This window comes from Microbacterium maritypicum (genome assembly GCF_008868125.1).
GTDB lineage: Bacteria > Actinomycetota > Actinomycetes > Actinomycetales > Microbacteriaceae > Microbacterium > Microbacterium maritypicum.
Genome location: NZ_WAAQ01000002.1, coordinates 493485 through 508919, shown reverse-complemented (window position 1 = coordinate 508919; position 15435 = coordinate 493485). Strand labels below are relative to the sequence as shown.

Sequence of the window (15435 nt, the reverse complement as noted above, 5' to 3'; positions counted from 1 at the left end):
CGCGGGGACGCCCGTCCCCGCGTTTCGACTCAGCCGGCCTGCACTCCGCGGGCCACGATTGACTCAGCGCGCCTGCCTCAGCGGGCCTCGATGATGCTGGGCCCGTTCGGCAGCGCTCGCACCGTGAGCTGAGCGGGAATCTGCTCCTGCATGGCCTCGACGTGGCTGATGATCCCGACCGTCCGGCCTCCCTGTCGCAACTCGTCGAGCGTGCGCATCGCGACGTCGAGCGTGTCTCCATCGAGGGAGCCGAATCCCTCGTCGATGAAGAGGGTGTCCAGGCGGATCCCGCCCGCGCGTGCGGTGACGACCTCGGCCAGTCCCAGAGCGAGGGCGAGGGAGGTGAGGAACGTCTCGCCCCCCGACAGCGACTGCGGCGGTCGGGTCTGACCGGTGAAGGCATCGGAGACCACGATCCCGAGACCGGACGCAGCACCTCGAGCCGCCAGTGCATCGGAGTGCTGCAGTTGGTAGCGGCCCGTCGACATGTCGTGCAACCGGCGGTTGGCCGCCTCGACGATCTCTTCGAGCTCGGCGGCGAGGACGAAGGTCTCGAGCGTCATCTTGCGGGTGTTCGCGCCTCTGCCCGCGATCGTGTCGGCCAGGTTCTGCAGCACCTCGAACTCCGCGGCGTCGTCGGCGGTGCGGGCATGCTCGGTCGAGGCCGACTCGATCAGGCCTCCGAGCCGTTCCGCCGTGCCGGCCGCCCTCGCCGCTTCATCGACGGCCGCTGTCCAGGCGCCGCGGGCGGCGGCAGATGCCTGCTCAGCCGGCGCCGGGTCGATCGGCTCCTCGGGCAGCGTACGCAGTTCGAGATCGAACAGGACGGCCCGTTCCTTCTCCCGCTGCACGGCATGCTGGGCGATCCTCGCGTCGAGGGCCTCCTGCTCCGCCATCGAACGCAACGCCCCCTCGGCGGCGGCCACGTCATCGAACACGGACTCTGCGAGCGCCGCGTCCCTCTCCGTCTCCGCCTCGACGAGCGCCTCGGCCCTGCGCGTGCGCTCCGTGATGGCCTGGATGAGCGCATGTGCTGCGGAGATCCTCGACTCCGTGTCGGCGAGCCGGGCGGCGACGGTGTCGAATCCGCCCCGCGCCTCGACGATCAGTTCGTGCGCCTGGGCGCTCCGCTGCCGCAGAAGAGCGTGCTGTTCTCGTGCTTCCGCAAGGGCTCGCACATCCTCTTCCCGTTCGGCATCGAGCCGCTCGGCACGGGCGACGAGCTCGCCCAGCTGGATGTCGAGCGCCGTGAGGTCTTCCAGGGCCGCACGGGAGATCGAGAGCGCCGCAGCCGCATCACCGTACTCGCTCTCGGCCTGTTCGATGTCCCGCCCGTCGGCGCGGGCGGTGGCGGCGGCCGACTCGGCGCGCAGCGTCGAGGATGTCGACGCCAGCTGCCGCTCCTTCTGCGCCGCGGCATCTCGCGCCTCTTCCGCGAGGGCGATGTCTTCGAGCGAGACGGGGTCGGAATGCGTGGCCGGTGCCGGGTGATCAAGCGAGCCGCAGACAGGGCAGGGATGCTCCTGTCGGAGTGTTAATGCGAGTTCTCCGGCCATGCCGTCGGTTCGCCGCTGACGCAGCTGAGACAGGGCAGACTGCGCAGCCGCATGCAGCGCGGTGGCCTGCGTGAGCTCGAGGTCGAGTGCGCTCTCGGCGGCACGCAGCCGCTCCGCCTCCCGCGTGGCCTCTCGACGCACGTCTGCCGCAGCCAAGGCCGCCTGTCGGTCGTCCACACGGTCGGCGAGGCGCCGGGTCTCGTCTCGTCTCGTTGTCAGCGCGGCGATCTCTTCGGGAAGTGCGGTGCGCTTCGCGTCCGCGGCTTCGATGCGCAGAGTCGCTGCTTCGACCGCGGCCTCTGCCGATCGCACCTCGGCGTCGAGTGCCGGCGCCGCCTCTTCGAGTTCTCGCGCCCGCTGCCAGGCTCCGCTCTCCCTGGTGCGCTCCGCCGTCCACGCGTCCAGGTCGCCATCCACAGCGAGCCCGAGGGCCTCTCCTGCCGCACGGGCGCTCTGTTCGTCTCGGGATGCGCTCGCGAACGCCGCATGTGCACGTGCCGCGGCGGCGATCGTCGAACGGAGCGCTTCGGCGGCGCGCGCCGCGGTGAGCTCCGCGCGGGCCTCCTCGATGACGGGCACCTCGGAGTCGAGGCGTTCGAGCGCAGCCCTGGCGCGGTCGCGCTCACGCTGCGCACGCTGCTCCTCGCGCGTCGCGGCGAGCGCCTCATCGGCCGCCGCCGATTGCTTCTCCGCGTCGATGCGCTCCGATGCTCGACGCTCTGCGCGATAGTCGGCGCGGGCCCTCGCCCGTCGGAGGGCACCGAGACGCTCATCGATCGACGACGGCACGTGTGGAGCCTCGGGCTCTGTGTCATCGCCGTCTCCCGACAACCCGTCGGCGGCCACCAAGCGCTCGGCCTCGTCGACACGGGCCTCGACAGTCGCGAGCCGAGCGCCGAGCGCCTGCTCCGCCTCCCGACGACGCTCATCGAACCGCGCCTGCACGTCTTCGAAACGCTGCGTGCCGAACAGCCTGCGCAGCAGCGCCTGGCGGTCGCGGCTCCCCGCGAGCAGGAACTCCGAGAACCTGTTCTGCGCGAGCAGGATCACCTGCAGGAACTGCTCCCGGCTGAGCTGGAGGATCTCGTCGAGCTCGCCTGCGACATCGACCGCGCGTGCGGCGCGTCCGACCCACCCTGCATCCGTCCACTCGTCGAGGGCCACGGCCGACGCCTGCTTGGTCATGCCGCCGCCGCGCTTGGCCGGGCGCAGATACTCGGGCGAACGGGTCACCCGGAACCGGCCGGTGGGAGTGCTGAACTCGACGACCACCTCTGAGGGATCGTCGGGCTCGCAGTGGTCGCTCCGAAGGCGCTTCTCGCCGCCGTCGTATCGTGGCACTCCGCCGTAGAGACCGAAGCAGACGGCGTCGAGGATGCTGGATTTGCCCGCCCCGGTCCGTCCGGCGATCAGGAAGATGCCATCGTCGGCGAACGCGTCGAAGTCGACCGTCTGACGCGAGCGGAAGGGGCCGAACCCCTCGACCTCCAGGCGATGAAGACGCATCTAGACGAGCGCCTCGGCGCGCACACGCTCGTCGAGGATCGCCCGGATCAGGTCGCGCTCGGCCACCGTCGGCCCCTGACCCGCCCGCACATGTTCGAGGAAGGCATCGATGCGGTCGGCATCGGTCACCGCGTTGCGCAGACGCTGCACGTAGGAGCGCTCGTCTGCTTCGGCCCTGACCTCGGGCTGATGTTGCACCATGGCGCAGTAGGGGTAGCTCTCGCGGAGGCGGCGCATCGGCTCGGTCTGCGGCACGGCGTCGGTGTACACGGCGCAGACCCAGTCGTCTGCGTGCGCGGCGACGCTCTCGGCGGAAAGGAGCTCGTCGAGCGGGCCGGTGAGCGTGACCAGGCGGCGCGGCACCGGCAGCTCGAGCCACTCGACCTCGGCGAGTCCATCGGCATCGACGTCGACGAGCCACGACCCGCGAGGCTTGTCCTGCTCTCCGAAGCTGTAGTGCAGAGGCGCCCCCGCGTAGCGGACCCGATCACTGAGCTTCTGACGCCCGTGGATGTGGCCGAGCGCCACGTAGTCAGGACCGTCGAACACGCTCAGCGGTACGACATCGAGGCCGCCCTGGCGCACCTCGCGCTCGAGCCCGACCGTCGCGTCGACACCGGCGGCGAAGCAATGGGCGATCGCCACCGAGCGCCCCTCGTGCCGCGCCATTCCGTCGCGCACGAGGTCCATCGCATGCGCCATGGTCTGTGCCTGCGTGCGCAGCTGACGCCCTGAGCCATCGCCCTCGGGCCAGTGCTGACGCACGATCGCCGGCTCGAGATAGGGAATGCCGAAGAAGTGCACCGGGCCATGCGCATCGGCGACGGTGACGGGGACGCCGACCGCCAGCGGGTCGGTCAACACGTGGATGCCTTCGCGGAGCAGACGGGCCTGGAAGCCGAGCCGTGCGGCCGAGTCGTGGTTGCCGCTGGTGACGATGACACGGGCACCCGTCTCGTGCAGGGCCACCAGCGCATCGCCCAGCAGGGTGTAGGCGGCGCCGGACGGAGTGGCGGAATCGAACACGTCTCCCGCGATGACGACGACATCGACCGCGTTGTCGCGAACCTGTGCGGTGAGCGCTCCGAGAACCTCGGCGAGAGCGTCCATGGTCGAGTTGCCATGGAACGTCCGGCCGATGTGCCAGTCGGAGGTGTGCAGGATGCGCATACTCACACGGTACGAAGCCCCTCCGACATTCTGTCCGAGGCGTGCCGCAGCACACCCGGACGCCCCGGTGGAAGAAGAAGCGGAAGGTCCCCTGACCCACCCTCGTCACGATGATCGGCACGCGGTGATGCGAGATGCGCTGTGCACCTTCACCTGTGCGGAGTGCGGGGCTGCGCGATGCGATATCGGGGCTGCCCTCCGCCCGACAGGTGCCGGCTTGCCCCGCCGGCTGGGGGTTGTGCCCGCTTCTTCGTGACTACCGACTTCCGCTCTCCTCCTCCAGATCGTTCGACCAGTTCGCCTGCTGGATCCGGTTGTCGAGCTCGCGCAGCTCCTGGGCCACGGCGTCGGCCTGCGAGCGCAGCTGCGCCACGGGGAGCGCCGCGACCTGGCGCAGCTCCGATCGCATCTGGCGCAGGAACTGGTCGTTGGACCCGGATGCCGCGGCCGCGGCATCGGTCAGCACGGAGTGCCGCAGACGCAGCACGTCGCGCGCGGCGAGCGCGTCGGTCATGGTGCCGTCGGCCCCCAGATCGAGACGCGCGTTGGTGGCGTTGATGCGCCGGATGAGGTCGCGAAGCTGCGTGAGCGCGGCATCCGCCTCCACGATCAGGGCGGCGGCATCCTCCGCCGGCTCCTCACCTTCCTGGTAGCGGGCGTTCGCGACGATGCGCGCCCGCAGCTGCTCGATGCGGCGCTGCAGGTCGGCGCGTGCGGTGAGGGCTTCGGCGAGTTTCATGACGTCATCCTCGCAGGGAGCGACCGTAACAGTTCGTCATACGACCGGAGAGTCAGCGGGTGCGCAGGAGACCGGCACGCTCCGGGTGGGCGGAGAACCAGTCGGCGACGTACCAGCAGACGGCGTCGACCTTGCGATCACCTCGCTCCTCGATGTCGGCCACAGCTCCCTCGACGCCCTTCCCCGCATAGCCGTTGCCGCGGAAAGTCGGGACGGTGAACGCCCTGGTGAGCGCGATCGTCCGGCCATCGTCACGGTAGTCGAGCACGCTCACGAGCTTGCCGTCGCGCATGAGCGTGTACCGCGAGGCGTCCTTCTCGTCGGTCAGGATGAAGCCGTCGACAGTGTGCGAGATCGTCATTCGAACCACGTTACGCCCGCTCCGAGCGCCCGGGCGTTTTGACATGGGGCGTCACGATCAGACATAATCCCCCCATGACCACCAACGCAAGCCCTTTGTCCGCCCAGGAGGCGAACAGGACTGCCGGGATGATGATGCCCGGTCGCGTCGGTATGTGTTGCCGAATGTGTCGCTGAACGAACAGCCACCCCGCCTGACCTGAACTCCTCGCCATCTGCGAGGTCAGTGTCTCCGAGCATCCACCCTCGCTCGCTTCCCGGCTCCGCCGGTCATTCATGCAACGCATCAGAGCCCCGTTCGATTCGGGCTCACGTCCTGAGGACTTCATCATCATGTCGAACACCGCACTTCTCGAGCGTCCCGCCACCACCGCCGCGACCCGCACCCAGCAGGAGCCCGCCGCACCGCTCCCCGCAGCAGGAGCCGACCTTCCCGCCGTGCGCTCGCCCCGTGGCTTCGCCCTCTACGTCGGGCTGGACGAGATCAAGGCCGCAGAGGCCGGTGTCAGTCTCCCCCTCCTCGTCGACGCACTGCGCCGCACCCTCGCCGAGCTCGCGCCCGGAGCGGAGACCCACGCCACCGTCGCGCTCGCACCGCACGGCTCGGGCGGCCGTGACCTCGATGTGGTCCGGCTCGCGCTGCAGGAGCCGGGCGCCATCGCCCGCACCAAGGCCGCCGCCGAGGAGGACACCACCGACGAGGAGAGCGGCGTGACCGTCGACATCTCCCGCAAGCGCGTGCTGATCGACGGCGAGTCCGCCGCGTTCACGTACAAGGAGTTCGAGCTGCTGCAGTACCTCGTGCTCCGCGAGGGCCGCACCATCGAGCGCAGCGAGCTGGTCTCCGCTCTCTGGCAGGCACAGGACGACGAGACTCCCGGCGAGCGCACCATCGACGTCCACGTGCGTCGCCTCCGCGCGAAGCTCGGTCGCTACGAGGACATCGTCCGCACCGTGCGCGGAATCGGATACCGCTTCGACCGGCACGCCGACGTCGTCATCCGCTACGGCCACGGCACCCCCTCGCCCGACCGCTTCTGAGCCGCCGGGAGTCGGTGTCAGAACCGGCGCGTAGGGTGGGCGCATGACCCTCATCGCGCATCCCGCCGCGGCCGACGCCGCCTCCGCGGATGCTCCCCGAGAGACCGTCTACCGACCACCGCACCCCCTGGACCTGCGTCGCACGGTCGGCATGCTCCGCCGCGGCAGCAACGATCCGACGACCATCATCGACGGGACGGTGATCTGGCGTGCCATGCGCACCCCGCACGGCCCCACGACACTCGCCGTCCGCATGTCAGGCGACGAGGTCCGAGCCTCGGCCTGGGGTCCCGGTGCCGAGCACGCTCTCGACAGCGTGCCCGCGCTCTGCGGTGCCCACGACGATTCCGGAGACTTCGATCCCGCGCTGCACCCGCTCATCGCCGAGTCCGCGCGACGACACCCGGGCCTGCGTCTGACCCGCACCGACGAGGTGTTCGACGCGCTCGCGTGCGCGATCCTCGAGCAGAAGGTGACCGGCATGCAGGCCTTCGGCGCGTGGCGCTGGCTGGTATCCCGCTTCGGCACTCGGGCGCCGGGGCCGACTCCGCGACCGATGTTCGCCGCTCCCTCGCCCGAGCAGTGGTTCCGCATCCCCTCCTGGGCCTGGCACCGTGCCGGGGTCGAACCGCCCCAGTCGCGCACCATCGTGCGCGCGGCCGAGCGCGGCGACCGCATCGCCCGCGCTGTGGGAGCCGCCGTCACAGGGGCCGACCGCGACCGCGTGCTCACGAGCCTTCCCGGCGTGGGGGTGTGGACCTCGGCGGAGACCCGCATCCGCGCACTCGGAGATCCGGATGCGGTCAGCGTCGGCGACTATCACCTCGCCCACCAGGTCGGTTACGCGCTGACGGGAAAGCGCACCGACGACGACGGCATGGTCGAGCTCCTCGCCCCCTGGGCCGGACAGCGGCAACGAGTCGTGCGCCTCATCCACGCCAGCGGTGTGCAGGAGCCACGAAGGGGTCCCCGCCTCGCACCCGAAGATCATCGTGGGCACTGAGGACGCCACCTAAGCTGAGGCCATGTCACGTTCTCTGCTGCGCATCCTCGTCACCGTCGGCCTGCTGATCGTCGGCGTCGTGATCGGGCTGATCTTCCAGAACGTCTGGCTCGGTGTGCTGCTCGCGGCGATCGTGTGGCTCGGCTGGTTCCTCGGCTACGAGTCGCGCCGGGGCAACAACGCCGGCGTCAACGACGAAGACCACGGCATCGAGCTCTGAGGGGCCCGCTCAGTAGTAGACGGCAAGCGGCCCGGACGGACCGTCGACGACGCGCACAGGAGTGTCGAACACGCGGGTGAGCACCTCGTCCGTCATGATCGCGGCGGGGGACCCGAACTCCACCACAGCACCGTCCTTCATGGCGCAGATGTGGTCGGCGTAGTGCCCGGCGAAGTTGATGTCGTGCAGGACGATGACGATCGTGCGCCCCAGCTCCTCCGCCGCCCGCCGAAGATGCTTCATCATCTGCACGGCGTGTCGCATGTCGAGGTTGTTCAGCGGCTCGTCCAGAAGGACGAACTCGGTGTCCTGCGCCAGGACCATCGCGACGTACGCGCGCTGGCGCTGCCCGCCGGAGAGCTCGTCCAGATAGCGGCCCTCCAAGGCGCCGAGGTCGAGGAAGTCGATGGCCCGACTGATGATCTCCTCGTCGCCGCGATTCAGCCGCCCCTTCGAGTGCGGGAAGCGCCCGAAGCCGACGAGCTGGCGCACGGTGAGCCGGGTCACGAAGTGGTTCTCCTGACGCAGGATGGACACGACCTTCGCCAGGTCCTTCGACTTGGTGGAGGCCACGTCGAGTCCCGCGATCTCGATCGCACCGGCGTCCATTCCACTGAGACGACCGATCATCGTGAGCAGGGTCGACTTGCCCGCCCCGTTCGGACCGATGAGGGCGGTGATGCCGCCGGCGGGTATCTCGAGGTCGACGGGGCCGATCGCGACCTCGCTGCTGTAGTCCCGGCGAACGCCGTCGAGAGCGATCACAGTCTGCCCTTTCTGAGGATGACGATGAGGAAGACGGTGCCGCCGACGAGCTCGATGAGGATCGACACCATCCCCTGCGCGTAGAAGACGTTCTTCATCACGAAGTACGCCCCGGCCAGGATCGTGAAGGCCGTGAGCACCGCGACGGGGAAGATCAGCCGGTGGTCATGCGTGTCGGCGAACTGGTAGGCGAGCGTGGCCACCAGGAAGCCGAGGAACGTCATCGGTCCCACCAGAGCCGTCGATGTCGCCATCAGCACGGCGACGAGGAACAGCACGATGAACAGCTCACGGCGATGATCGACACCGAGGGAGCGCGCGGCATCGGGCCCGAGCGCCATCAGGTTGAGCCGACGCGAGCGGAGCCAGAGCAGCGCAGACGCCGCGACGACCAGCGGGATCGCCAACGGCAGGTACGAGGAGTCGGCGTTGGAGACATTGCCGAACAGGCGCGCGGCCAGCACGTCGAACTCGCTGGGCGTGAGCAGGCGCTGCATGAAGGTGGAGATCGCCCCGAGGCCTCCCCCGATCACGATGCCCACCAGGAGCATGATCTGCAGATTGCCGTAGCGGCCGGAAAGCAGCCAACCGTAGAGGGCGACGGCGAGAGCGACCATGATCGCGACCTGGATCGCGAACTGCCCGATGCCCTGGATCGCCACGATCCCTGCCACGCCGAACAGGTACACGGTCGAGGTCTGCACCACGCGGTACAGCGATTCGAAACCCATGATCGACGGGGTGATGATGCGGTTGTTGGTGACGGTCTGGAAGCTCACCGTGGCGATGGCCTGCGCGACCGCGACGAGCGCCATGACCGTGACGTCGGTCGCCCGGTGCTGGGCGATCCGCCAGAACCCGGTGGAGCCGACCGGCATCGGATTCGCCCACGCCAGCAGGCCGAAGCCCGAGACGACGGCGAGGACGAGAAGGGTCCCGAGCACGACGAAGTAGCGACGGCGCGCACGCGGGGTCGTGAACGAGCCCGCCGACCGCAGCGGGCCGGTGGTCGCCACCTCGCTCATCACGCCGCTAGCCACGTCGACGCTGCCTGAGCAGGAGGAGCACGAACACCACGGCACCGACCACCCCGAGGATCAGCGACACCGGCACCTCGAACGGCATGATGATGGTGCGTCCGATGATGTCGCACACCGTGACGATCGCGATGCCGAGCAGGCACACCCACGGCAGGTTGCTGCGCAGGTCGTCGCCGCGCACCATCGAGACGATGTTCGGCACGATGAGACCGAGGAAGGGAAGATTGCCGACGACCACGGTGACCACACCGGTGGTGACCGCGATCAGCACCGTTCCGAGCAGGATGATCCTGTTGTAGTTCACGCCGACGTTGGTGGCGACCTCTTCGCCGAGGCCGGCGATGGTGAGTCGATCGGCGACGATGAACACGATCACGCCGACCACCGCCACGATCCAGAGCATCTCGTACTGGCCGCGCATCACCGAGGTGAAGCTGCCTGCGAACCAGACGCCGATGATCTGCAGCGAGTTCGTCGCCAGCGCGAGGTACGTCGACAGCGCGCCGACGACCGCACCGAGCATGATCCCGACGATCGGCACGATGAGGGAGGACTTGAGGGCGACCCGCCGCAGGAACGCGAAGAACACCATCGTGCCGACGAAGGCCGCGAGCACCGCACCGGCCATCCGTAGCGAGAGCGACGGCTGCGGCACGAGGATCATGACCAACAGGAGTCCGAGCCCCGCCCACTCGGTCGTTCCGGTCGTCGTCGGCTCGACGAAGCGGTTCTGGGTGAGCAGCTGCATCACCAGACCCGCCATGGCCATCGAGGCGCCGGCCAGGACGAGGGCGATCGTGCGGGGAACGCGCGTGATCTGGAACATCTGCGCGCCGTCTTCCGCGCCGGTGACGTCGTACACCCCGGTGAAGAGCGAGATCACGAGGAGCACGGCGACGACGAGCACGCCGATGAGCAGTTTCACGTCGAAGAGCCGCCCGGCGTTGCGGGGCGGCGAAGCGATGTCGGTGGAGACCATGATGACGATGCGGCGGCATCCGGGTCACCCGGATGCCGCCGCAGTACCTCAGTTCTTCGCGCTCTTCTCGAGGGCGTCTGCGAGGTCGTTGAGGAACGCCGTGTACGTCTGGATGCCCTCGTTCAGGTAGGTGTCGGTGGGCATGTAGACGAGCTGCTTCTCCTTGACGGCGGTGACGCCGGCAAGCGCCTCCGAGCTCTCGAGGATCTCGGCCGCCTGCACGTAGTCGGGGGTCTCGGCGGCGAATACGGCGTCGCGGTCGAGCACGAGGATCCAGTCGGGGTTCGAGGTGGCGATCGCCTCGACCGAGATCTCGTCGCCCTGGTGGTCGTCGGTCGCGTCGTCGACCTCGAGTGCGGGGGTCAGCCCGAGGATGTCGTAGATCGGTCCAAGCGAGCGTCCGACGGTCGGGGCGAGGTAGCCGATCTCGCCGCCGGAGGTGTTCACGGCCATGACGGTGTCGGCGTCGTCGTAGGCGGCCTTGGCGCGCTCGACGGCAGCATCGAAGTCGTCGACGAGCTTGTCGGCCTCGTCCTGCTTGCCGAAGATCTCACCGAGCACGGTGACCTGACGCTTGAGCTCCTCGTCGAAGGGCTCACCCTCGCGCGGCTCGAGGTCGATGATCGTGGCGTCGGGCACGAGGTCGGCGATCGCCGTGTTGTGCTGCGTGAACCGCTGGCCGCTGATGATCAGGTCGGGCTCGACGGCGACGACCGCTTCGAGGTCGGGCTCGCTGTGGAGTCCGATGTCGACGATCGCGTCGTCCTTCACGTACGACACGGTCTCCGGCATGAGCGCGACGGCGGCGGCGGAGAGTTCGACGCCCCAGTCGGAGAGCGTCTGGAATGTGCGGTTGTCGAGGGCCACGACAGACGCGGGAGGCGTCGGGATCTCGTGCGTGCCGGTGTTGTCCTCGATCGTGACGGATGCTGCCGCGGGTTCGGTCTTCTCCGGTTCCGCCGAGCCGCCGGAAGCGCACCCGGCGAGGGCGAGGAGGCCGACGAGAGCGACGCTCGTGGCGGTGAGGGTTCTGGGCACGGACATGGAGAGACTCCTGTTCTGCGGGATCGGTGCGCACACGATGGGCGCCGGGGTGACGAGCAGGGATCACCTTCGCCCGTCACTTTTAGGTTAGCCTTACTTTATGAGCGATACGAAATCCGGTTTCTCGATCGAGCGTCGCGGCCTGGAGCTGCGCTTCCGCAACGTCACGCTGAGTGCCCGCGAATGGCTGGCACCGGACTTCGTGCGCGTGCGGCTGACCGGTTCAGACCTCGCGGGCTTCGACTCCCCCGGCTCCGACGACCACATGCGCCTGTTCTTCCCCGCAGGCCCGACCGGGTCCGTCGAAGAGCTGCGAGCATCCCCGAGCCGCGAGTACACCCCGCTCGCGTGGGGCGAGGACTGGCTCGACGTCGAGTTCGCCGTGCACGGCGACCAGGGCGTCGCGGCCCCCTGGGCTGCGACGGCACCGATCGGATCCACGATCGGCGTCGGCGGTCCGCGCGGATCGGCCGTCCTGGCCGGCGACCCCGGCTCCTGGCTGCTGGTCGGCGACGAGACCGCCATCCCCGCCATCCGCCGCTTCGCCGCGCTCATCCCGTCAGGCACCCCGGCACGCATCGTGGTGGAGACCGTGAACCAGGGGCGCGAGATCGACATCGAGGCACCGGTCGACGTCGAGTGGCTGCACCGCGGGGAGGCTCCCTCCGGTTCCGCACTCATCGCCCTCATCGAGACGCTGACCGCCGAAGACGTGGTCGGGCCCGACCCCTTCGTCTTCATCGCCGCCGAGCAGTCGATCGTCAAACCCGGCAGGGCGCTCCTCGAGCGCTGGGGTGTCGACACCGCGAACGCCGTCGTGAAGGGCTACTGGAAGCGCGACGAAGCCGAGTACCACGCGCCGCACTAGTGCGACGTCGGCGGCACCTGGAAGACTCGGCGCATGGCTCTTCTGGATCACCTGGGCATCACCGTCGGCGACCTCGAGCGCGGCCGGGCACAGTTCCACCCCGTCCTCGCCGCTCTCGGATATCAGAGCGGGGGTGCGGACGACCACTCCATCTCGTGGCACAACGGCGACGAGACCGAGATCATCCTCTACACCTGGGATGACGACTCCACCCCGCACCGTCATGGTCGTATCGGCTGGCAGCACATCGCCTTCGCCGTGCCGACGCGCGAGCAGGTCGAGCACCTTCATGCCGTCGCGCTCGAGGCCGGGTGGACAGCGATCCGCGAGCCCAAGGAGTACCCGCGCTATTCGGAGCGCTACTACGCCTCGTTCGTCGAAGACGTCGACGGCATCCGGGTCGAGTTCATGTACAACCCTCCCCGCGAGAAGGCTTGACGCCCGGGCGACCTATCCTCCACAAGCGCGCAGAGAAGCACCTTGTGCGCATCTTTCAGACGACCGATATCTTCGCCTCCCGCGCTCTGGCAGGCGTGCCGAATCGATGCGACGATGAGGGAGTGGGATTCATGAATGACGCGCAGATCTGGACCATGATCGGGTCGTTCACCGTGCTGATGTTCAGCACGCTCACTGTGGTGTCGACCTTGTTCGTCCGGATCCTCCGCAGCGAGATCGGCGGCCTGCGTACCGAGATGAACGGCCAGATCGACGGGCTGCGCATCGAGATGAACGCCCGCTTCGATTCCGTGAACACCCGCTTCGATTCCGTGAACACCCGCATCGACGGTCTCGACCGCGACGTGCAGGCCATCGTGAAGCGCACCTTCGGCCTCGACCGCGAGTGATGATGACGCCTCGCCGTCACGCCTCGGTACCGCATGCCGACCGGCACGATGCCTTTCCGGAAGTTCCCTGCGGCACAGCCGTGCTGCTCCTCGCCGGGTCCAGCGGTCGGGTCGAGTCCCAGCGGGCCGACCTGCTCGCACGGCACGGTGCACGGGTGCGCGCCATCCGCTGGTTCGGCGGCATGGGCCAGCGCCCCGCACCGCACGAGGTGCCGATCGAGCTGTTCATCGATCAGCTCGATCTCCTGCGCCGCGACGCCGATCGCGTCGCGATCTTCGGAACGTCGTTCGGAGCGGAGGCGGCCCTGGTGACCGCCTCCCTTCACCCGGTCGACGCGACGGTGGCCGTCGCTCCGTCATCCGTCGTCTGGGCCGGGCTCACCGACGGAGACTGGTCGTCGCACTGGACCAGCCGGGGCACGCCGCTGCCCGCCGTGTCGTTCGATCCGTCCTGGGTGTCGTCGACCGTGCCGCCCGAGTACCGATCCCTGTACGAGGCGAGCATCGATCGCGCTCCTGACGCGGCCGCGGCCGCAGCGATCCGCACGGAGTACATCACCGGTGTCGTCGTGCTGATCGCGGGAGGCGACGACCGCGTCTGGCCGAGTGGCCGATTCGCCGCCGAGATCTCCGCGCGCCGGAGTGCGCACGGACGGGAGACGACGGTGGTCACTCACCCTGCTGCGGGGCACAGGATGGTCTTACCCGGTGAGACGGTCGCGGCCGGCGGAGTGACGATGGCGCGCGGTGGGTCTCCTTCCGCTGACGCGGAACTCGGCGCGCTCGCGTGGCCGCAGATCGTGCACGCCCTCGACCTGCGGGTCTGAGGATCAGAGCGCCGGAGCGACCTCTGCCTCCGCCGTCCGATCGGTGAACGCGGTCTTCGGAACGAAGACGAGGATCACAGCAGCGACGAGCGCAGTCACTCCGCAGACGATCCACACCGTGAAGTAGCCGGCGAGCGAACCGGCGGTCCCCTCGTTCGCCCCCGCGGTGCTCGCGACTCCGTGCAACAGCGCGATGCCGAACACGCACGAGGCGATCGCACCGCCCACGGTCTTGACCGAGTTGGTCAGCCCCGTCGCCACCCCCGTCTGCGTGGCCGGAGCCGCGGATGCCGCAGCGGCAGGGAGCGCCGCGACCAGCGCGCCGGAGCCCAGTCCCACGACGACCATGTTCATGATCACCTGTGCGTAGGTGTCGTGGAACGGCAGGAACAACAGGAACCCGATGCCCACCAGCACCGAGGCCCCCATCAGGGTCAGACGAGGCGTCGCCCACCGTGCGACCGTCGAGAACAGGAGAGCGCCCGTGATCATGGCGATCAGGTAGACGCCGATGATCAGCGAGGTCGCGAACCCGCTCGTACCCAGACCGTATCCGTAGACCGTCGGATCGGTGCGGGCGAACGTCGACAGCGGAGCCTGCGCGCCCAGCACGCTGACCCCGAAGAGGCCTGCTGTGAGGAAGACCGGGCCGAGCGCGGGCGAGCGAAACATGCGCACGTCGATGAGCGGGTCGGCGCAGCGCAGCTCCCACAGCACAAATGGGATCACGAGCAGGACACCGAGGATCACGACTGCCCAGGACCAGGGATTGGTCAGGCCACCCTCGAGGCGGAGCAGGCTGAGACCGCCGGTGAAGCACAGGAGGGCGAGCGAGATGAGCACGAGACCGATCGTGTCGAAGATGCCGCCCGTGGGATCGGGAGACTCCTTGACCCCGAACAGGATCACGAAGAAGCACACCACGATCAGCACGGCCGGGATCAACAGCACGATGGTGAGGGGCAGCACGTCGATGAGCGCGCCACCGACGAGCGCACCGATGATCGCACCGCCTTCGAGCGCGGCGACGAGAAGGCCCGCCGCCTTGGCAGTGATCGAGGAGCGCCCCTCCATCCGGCGCGACCTCGACCAGATCAGGGCGATCTCGAGAGGGAGCCAGACGACGTAGAAGCCCATCAACGCCCACGCCGCGAGGAAGACCGGGAACGAATCGGTGAAGGGCAGGACCAGGGCCGCCGCCGCGGTGACCGCGGTCGAGATCAGCAGCATCCGTTTGTGCCCGACCATGTCGCCGAGCTTCGCGAAAGCCGGCACGACGAGCGCCGACAGCATGAGCTGCGCACCCTCGAGCCAGTTCACGTCGGCATCGTGGATGCCCAGATGACGGGCGATGTCGGTGAGCATCGGGGTGTAGTAGCCCTGCAGCACGCCACTGGTGAACTCGACGAAGGCGAGGAAGCCGACCACGACGGCGAGAGTGCCCAAGGTGCGGGTGCGCGTCATCGCGT

General features: G+C 68.8%; 16 protein-coding genes. 7 read left to right on the top strand and 9 right to left on the bottom strand.

Translation table 11 applies throughout. The features are described 5' to 3' along the window. Positions 1 to 77 precede the first annotated feature (77 nt). From F6W70_RS13160 to F6W70_RS13145, 4 genes are all read right to left on the bottom strand, one after another. Entirely contained in the window at positions 78 to 3062 is a 2985-nt protein-coding gene (locus F6W70_RS13160; RefSeq protein WP_151486967.1) for an AAA family ATPase, read from the bottom strand. Beyond that, entirely contained in the window at positions 3063 to 4232 is a 1170-nt protein-coding gene (locus tag F6W70_RS13155; protein ID WP_151486966.1) for an exonuclease SbcCD subunit D, read from the bottom strand. A 256-nt stretch (positions 4233 to 4488) separates the two neighbouring features. After that, on the bottom strand, positions 4489 to 4971 hold the full coding sequence (locus F6W70_RS13150) for a DIP1984 family protein (RefSeq protein ID WP_017828106.1): 483 nt from the start codon (positions 4969 to 4971) through the stop codon (positions 4489 to 4491). Between the two features lie 52 nt (positions 4972 to 5023). Further along, entirely contained in the window at positions 5024 to 5332 is a 309-nt protein-coding gene (locus F6W70_RS13145; protein WP_151486965.1) for a GNAT family N-acetyltransferase, read from the bottom strand. A 332-nt stretch (positions 5333 to 5664) separates the two neighbouring features. On the opposite strand from F6W70_RS13145, the gene F6W70_RS13140 reads away from it, so the two are divergent. Genes F6W70_RS13140 through F6W70_RS13130 form a run of 3 tightly spaced genes read left to right on the top strand, consistent with a single transcriptional unit; the run spans position 5665 to position 7595 of the window. Continuing rightward, entirely contained in the window at positions 5665 to 6372 is a 708-nt protein-coding gene (locus tag F6W70_RS13140; RefSeq protein WP_151486964.1) for a winged helix-turn-helix domain-containing protein, read from the top strand. A 43-nt stretch (positions 6373 to 6415) separates the two neighbouring features. Further along, positions 6416 to 7375, top strand: a complete 960-nt coding sequence (locus F6W70_RS13135) for a DNA-3-methyladenine glycosylase family protein (protein ID WP_151486963.1) — start codon at positions 6416 to 6418, stop codon at positions 7373 to 7375. A gap of 22 nt (positions 7376 to 7397) precedes the next feature. Then, positions 7398 to 7595: a hypothetical protein gene (locus F6W70_RS13130; RefSeq protein ID WP_017828101.1), complete on the top strand. Its 198-nt coding sequence runs from the start codon at positions 7398 to 7400 to the stop codon at positions 7593 to 7595. A gap of 9 nt (positions 7596 to 7604) precedes the next feature. On the opposite strand, the gene F6W70_RS13125 is transcribed toward F6W70_RS13130, so the two are convergent. Genes F6W70_RS13125 through F6W70_RS13110 form a run of 4 tightly spaced genes read right to left on the bottom strand, consistent with a single transcriptional unit; the run spans position 7605 to position 11423 of the window. Further along, positions 7605 to 8360 (bottom strand): iron ABC transporter ATP-binding protein, encoded by a 756-nt coding sequence (locus F6W70_RS13125; protein WP_017828100.1) that lies wholly within the window; start codon positions 8358 to 8360, stop codon positions 7605 to 7607. Next, the gene (locus F6W70_RS13120) at positions 8357 to 9385 is read right to left on the bottom strand and encodes an iron chelate uptake ABC transporter family permease subunit (protein ID WP_151486962.1); all 1029 of its coding nucleotides are present in this window, start codon (positions 9383 to 9385) and stop codon (positions 8357 to 8359) included. Before F6W70_RS13120 ends, F6W70_RS13125 begins: the two co-directional genes overlap by 4 nt. A gap of 7 nt (positions 9386 to 9392) precedes the next feature. Next, positions 9393 to 10379 (bottom strand): ABC transporter permease, encoded by a 987-nt coding sequence (locus F6W70_RS13115; RefSeq protein ID WP_151486961.1) that lies wholly within the window; start codon positions 10377 to 10379, stop codon positions 9393 to 9395. A 48-nt stretch (positions 10380 to 10427) separates the two neighbouring features. After that, the gene (locus tag F6W70_RS13110; protein WP_055869962.1) at positions 10428 to 11423 is read right to left on the bottom strand and encodes a siderophore ABC transporter substrate-binding protein; all 996 of its coding nucleotides are present in this window, start codon (positions 11421 to 11423) and stop codon (positions 10428 to 10430) included. A gap of 100 nt (positions 11424 to 11523) precedes the next feature. Between F6W70_RS13110 and F6W70_RS13105 the strand changes: the two genes are divergently transcribed. The 4 genes from F6W70_RS13105 (at position 11524) to F6W70_RS13090 (ending at position 13966) form a co-directional block, all read left to right on the top strand. Next, positions 11524 to 12291 carry a siderophore-interacting protein gene (locus F6W70_RS13105; protein WP_151486960.1) on the top strand — a complete coding sequence of 256 codons (768 nt, stop codon included), beginning with the start codon at positions 11524 to 11526 and terminating at the stop codon, positions 12289 to 12291. Between the two features lie 33 nt (positions 12292 to 12324). Next, on the top strand, positions 12325 to 12729 hold the full coding sequence (locus F6W70_RS13100) for a VOC family protein (RefSeq protein ID WP_055869954.1): 405 nt from the start codon (positions 12325 to 12327) through the stop codon (positions 12727 to 12729). Positions 12730 to 12860: 131 nt separating this feature from the next. Further along, complete coding sequence (locus tag F6W70_RS13095) at positions 12861 to 13139, top strand: hypothetical protein (RefSeq protein ID WP_318278898.1); 279 nt, start codon at positions 12861 to 12863, stop codon at positions 13137 to 13139. Beyond that, complete coding sequence (locus tag F6W70_RS13090; protein ID WP_318278897.1) at positions 13139 to 13966, top strand: acyl-CoA thioester hydrolase/BAAT C-terminal domain-containing protein; 828 nt, start codon at positions 13139 to 13141, stop codon at positions 13964 to 13966. Before F6W70_RS13095 ends, F6W70_RS13090 begins: the two co-directional genes overlap by 1 nt. Positions 13967 to 13969: 3 nt before the next feature. Here F6W70_RS13090 and F6W70_RS13085 read toward each other — a convergent pair whose 3' ends face one another. Next, entirely contained in the window at positions 13970 to 15430 is a 1461-nt protein-coding gene (locus F6W70_RS13085) for an MFS transporter (protein ID WP_151486958.1), read from the bottom strand. Between the last annotated feature and the right edge of the window lie 5 nt (positions 15431 to 15435).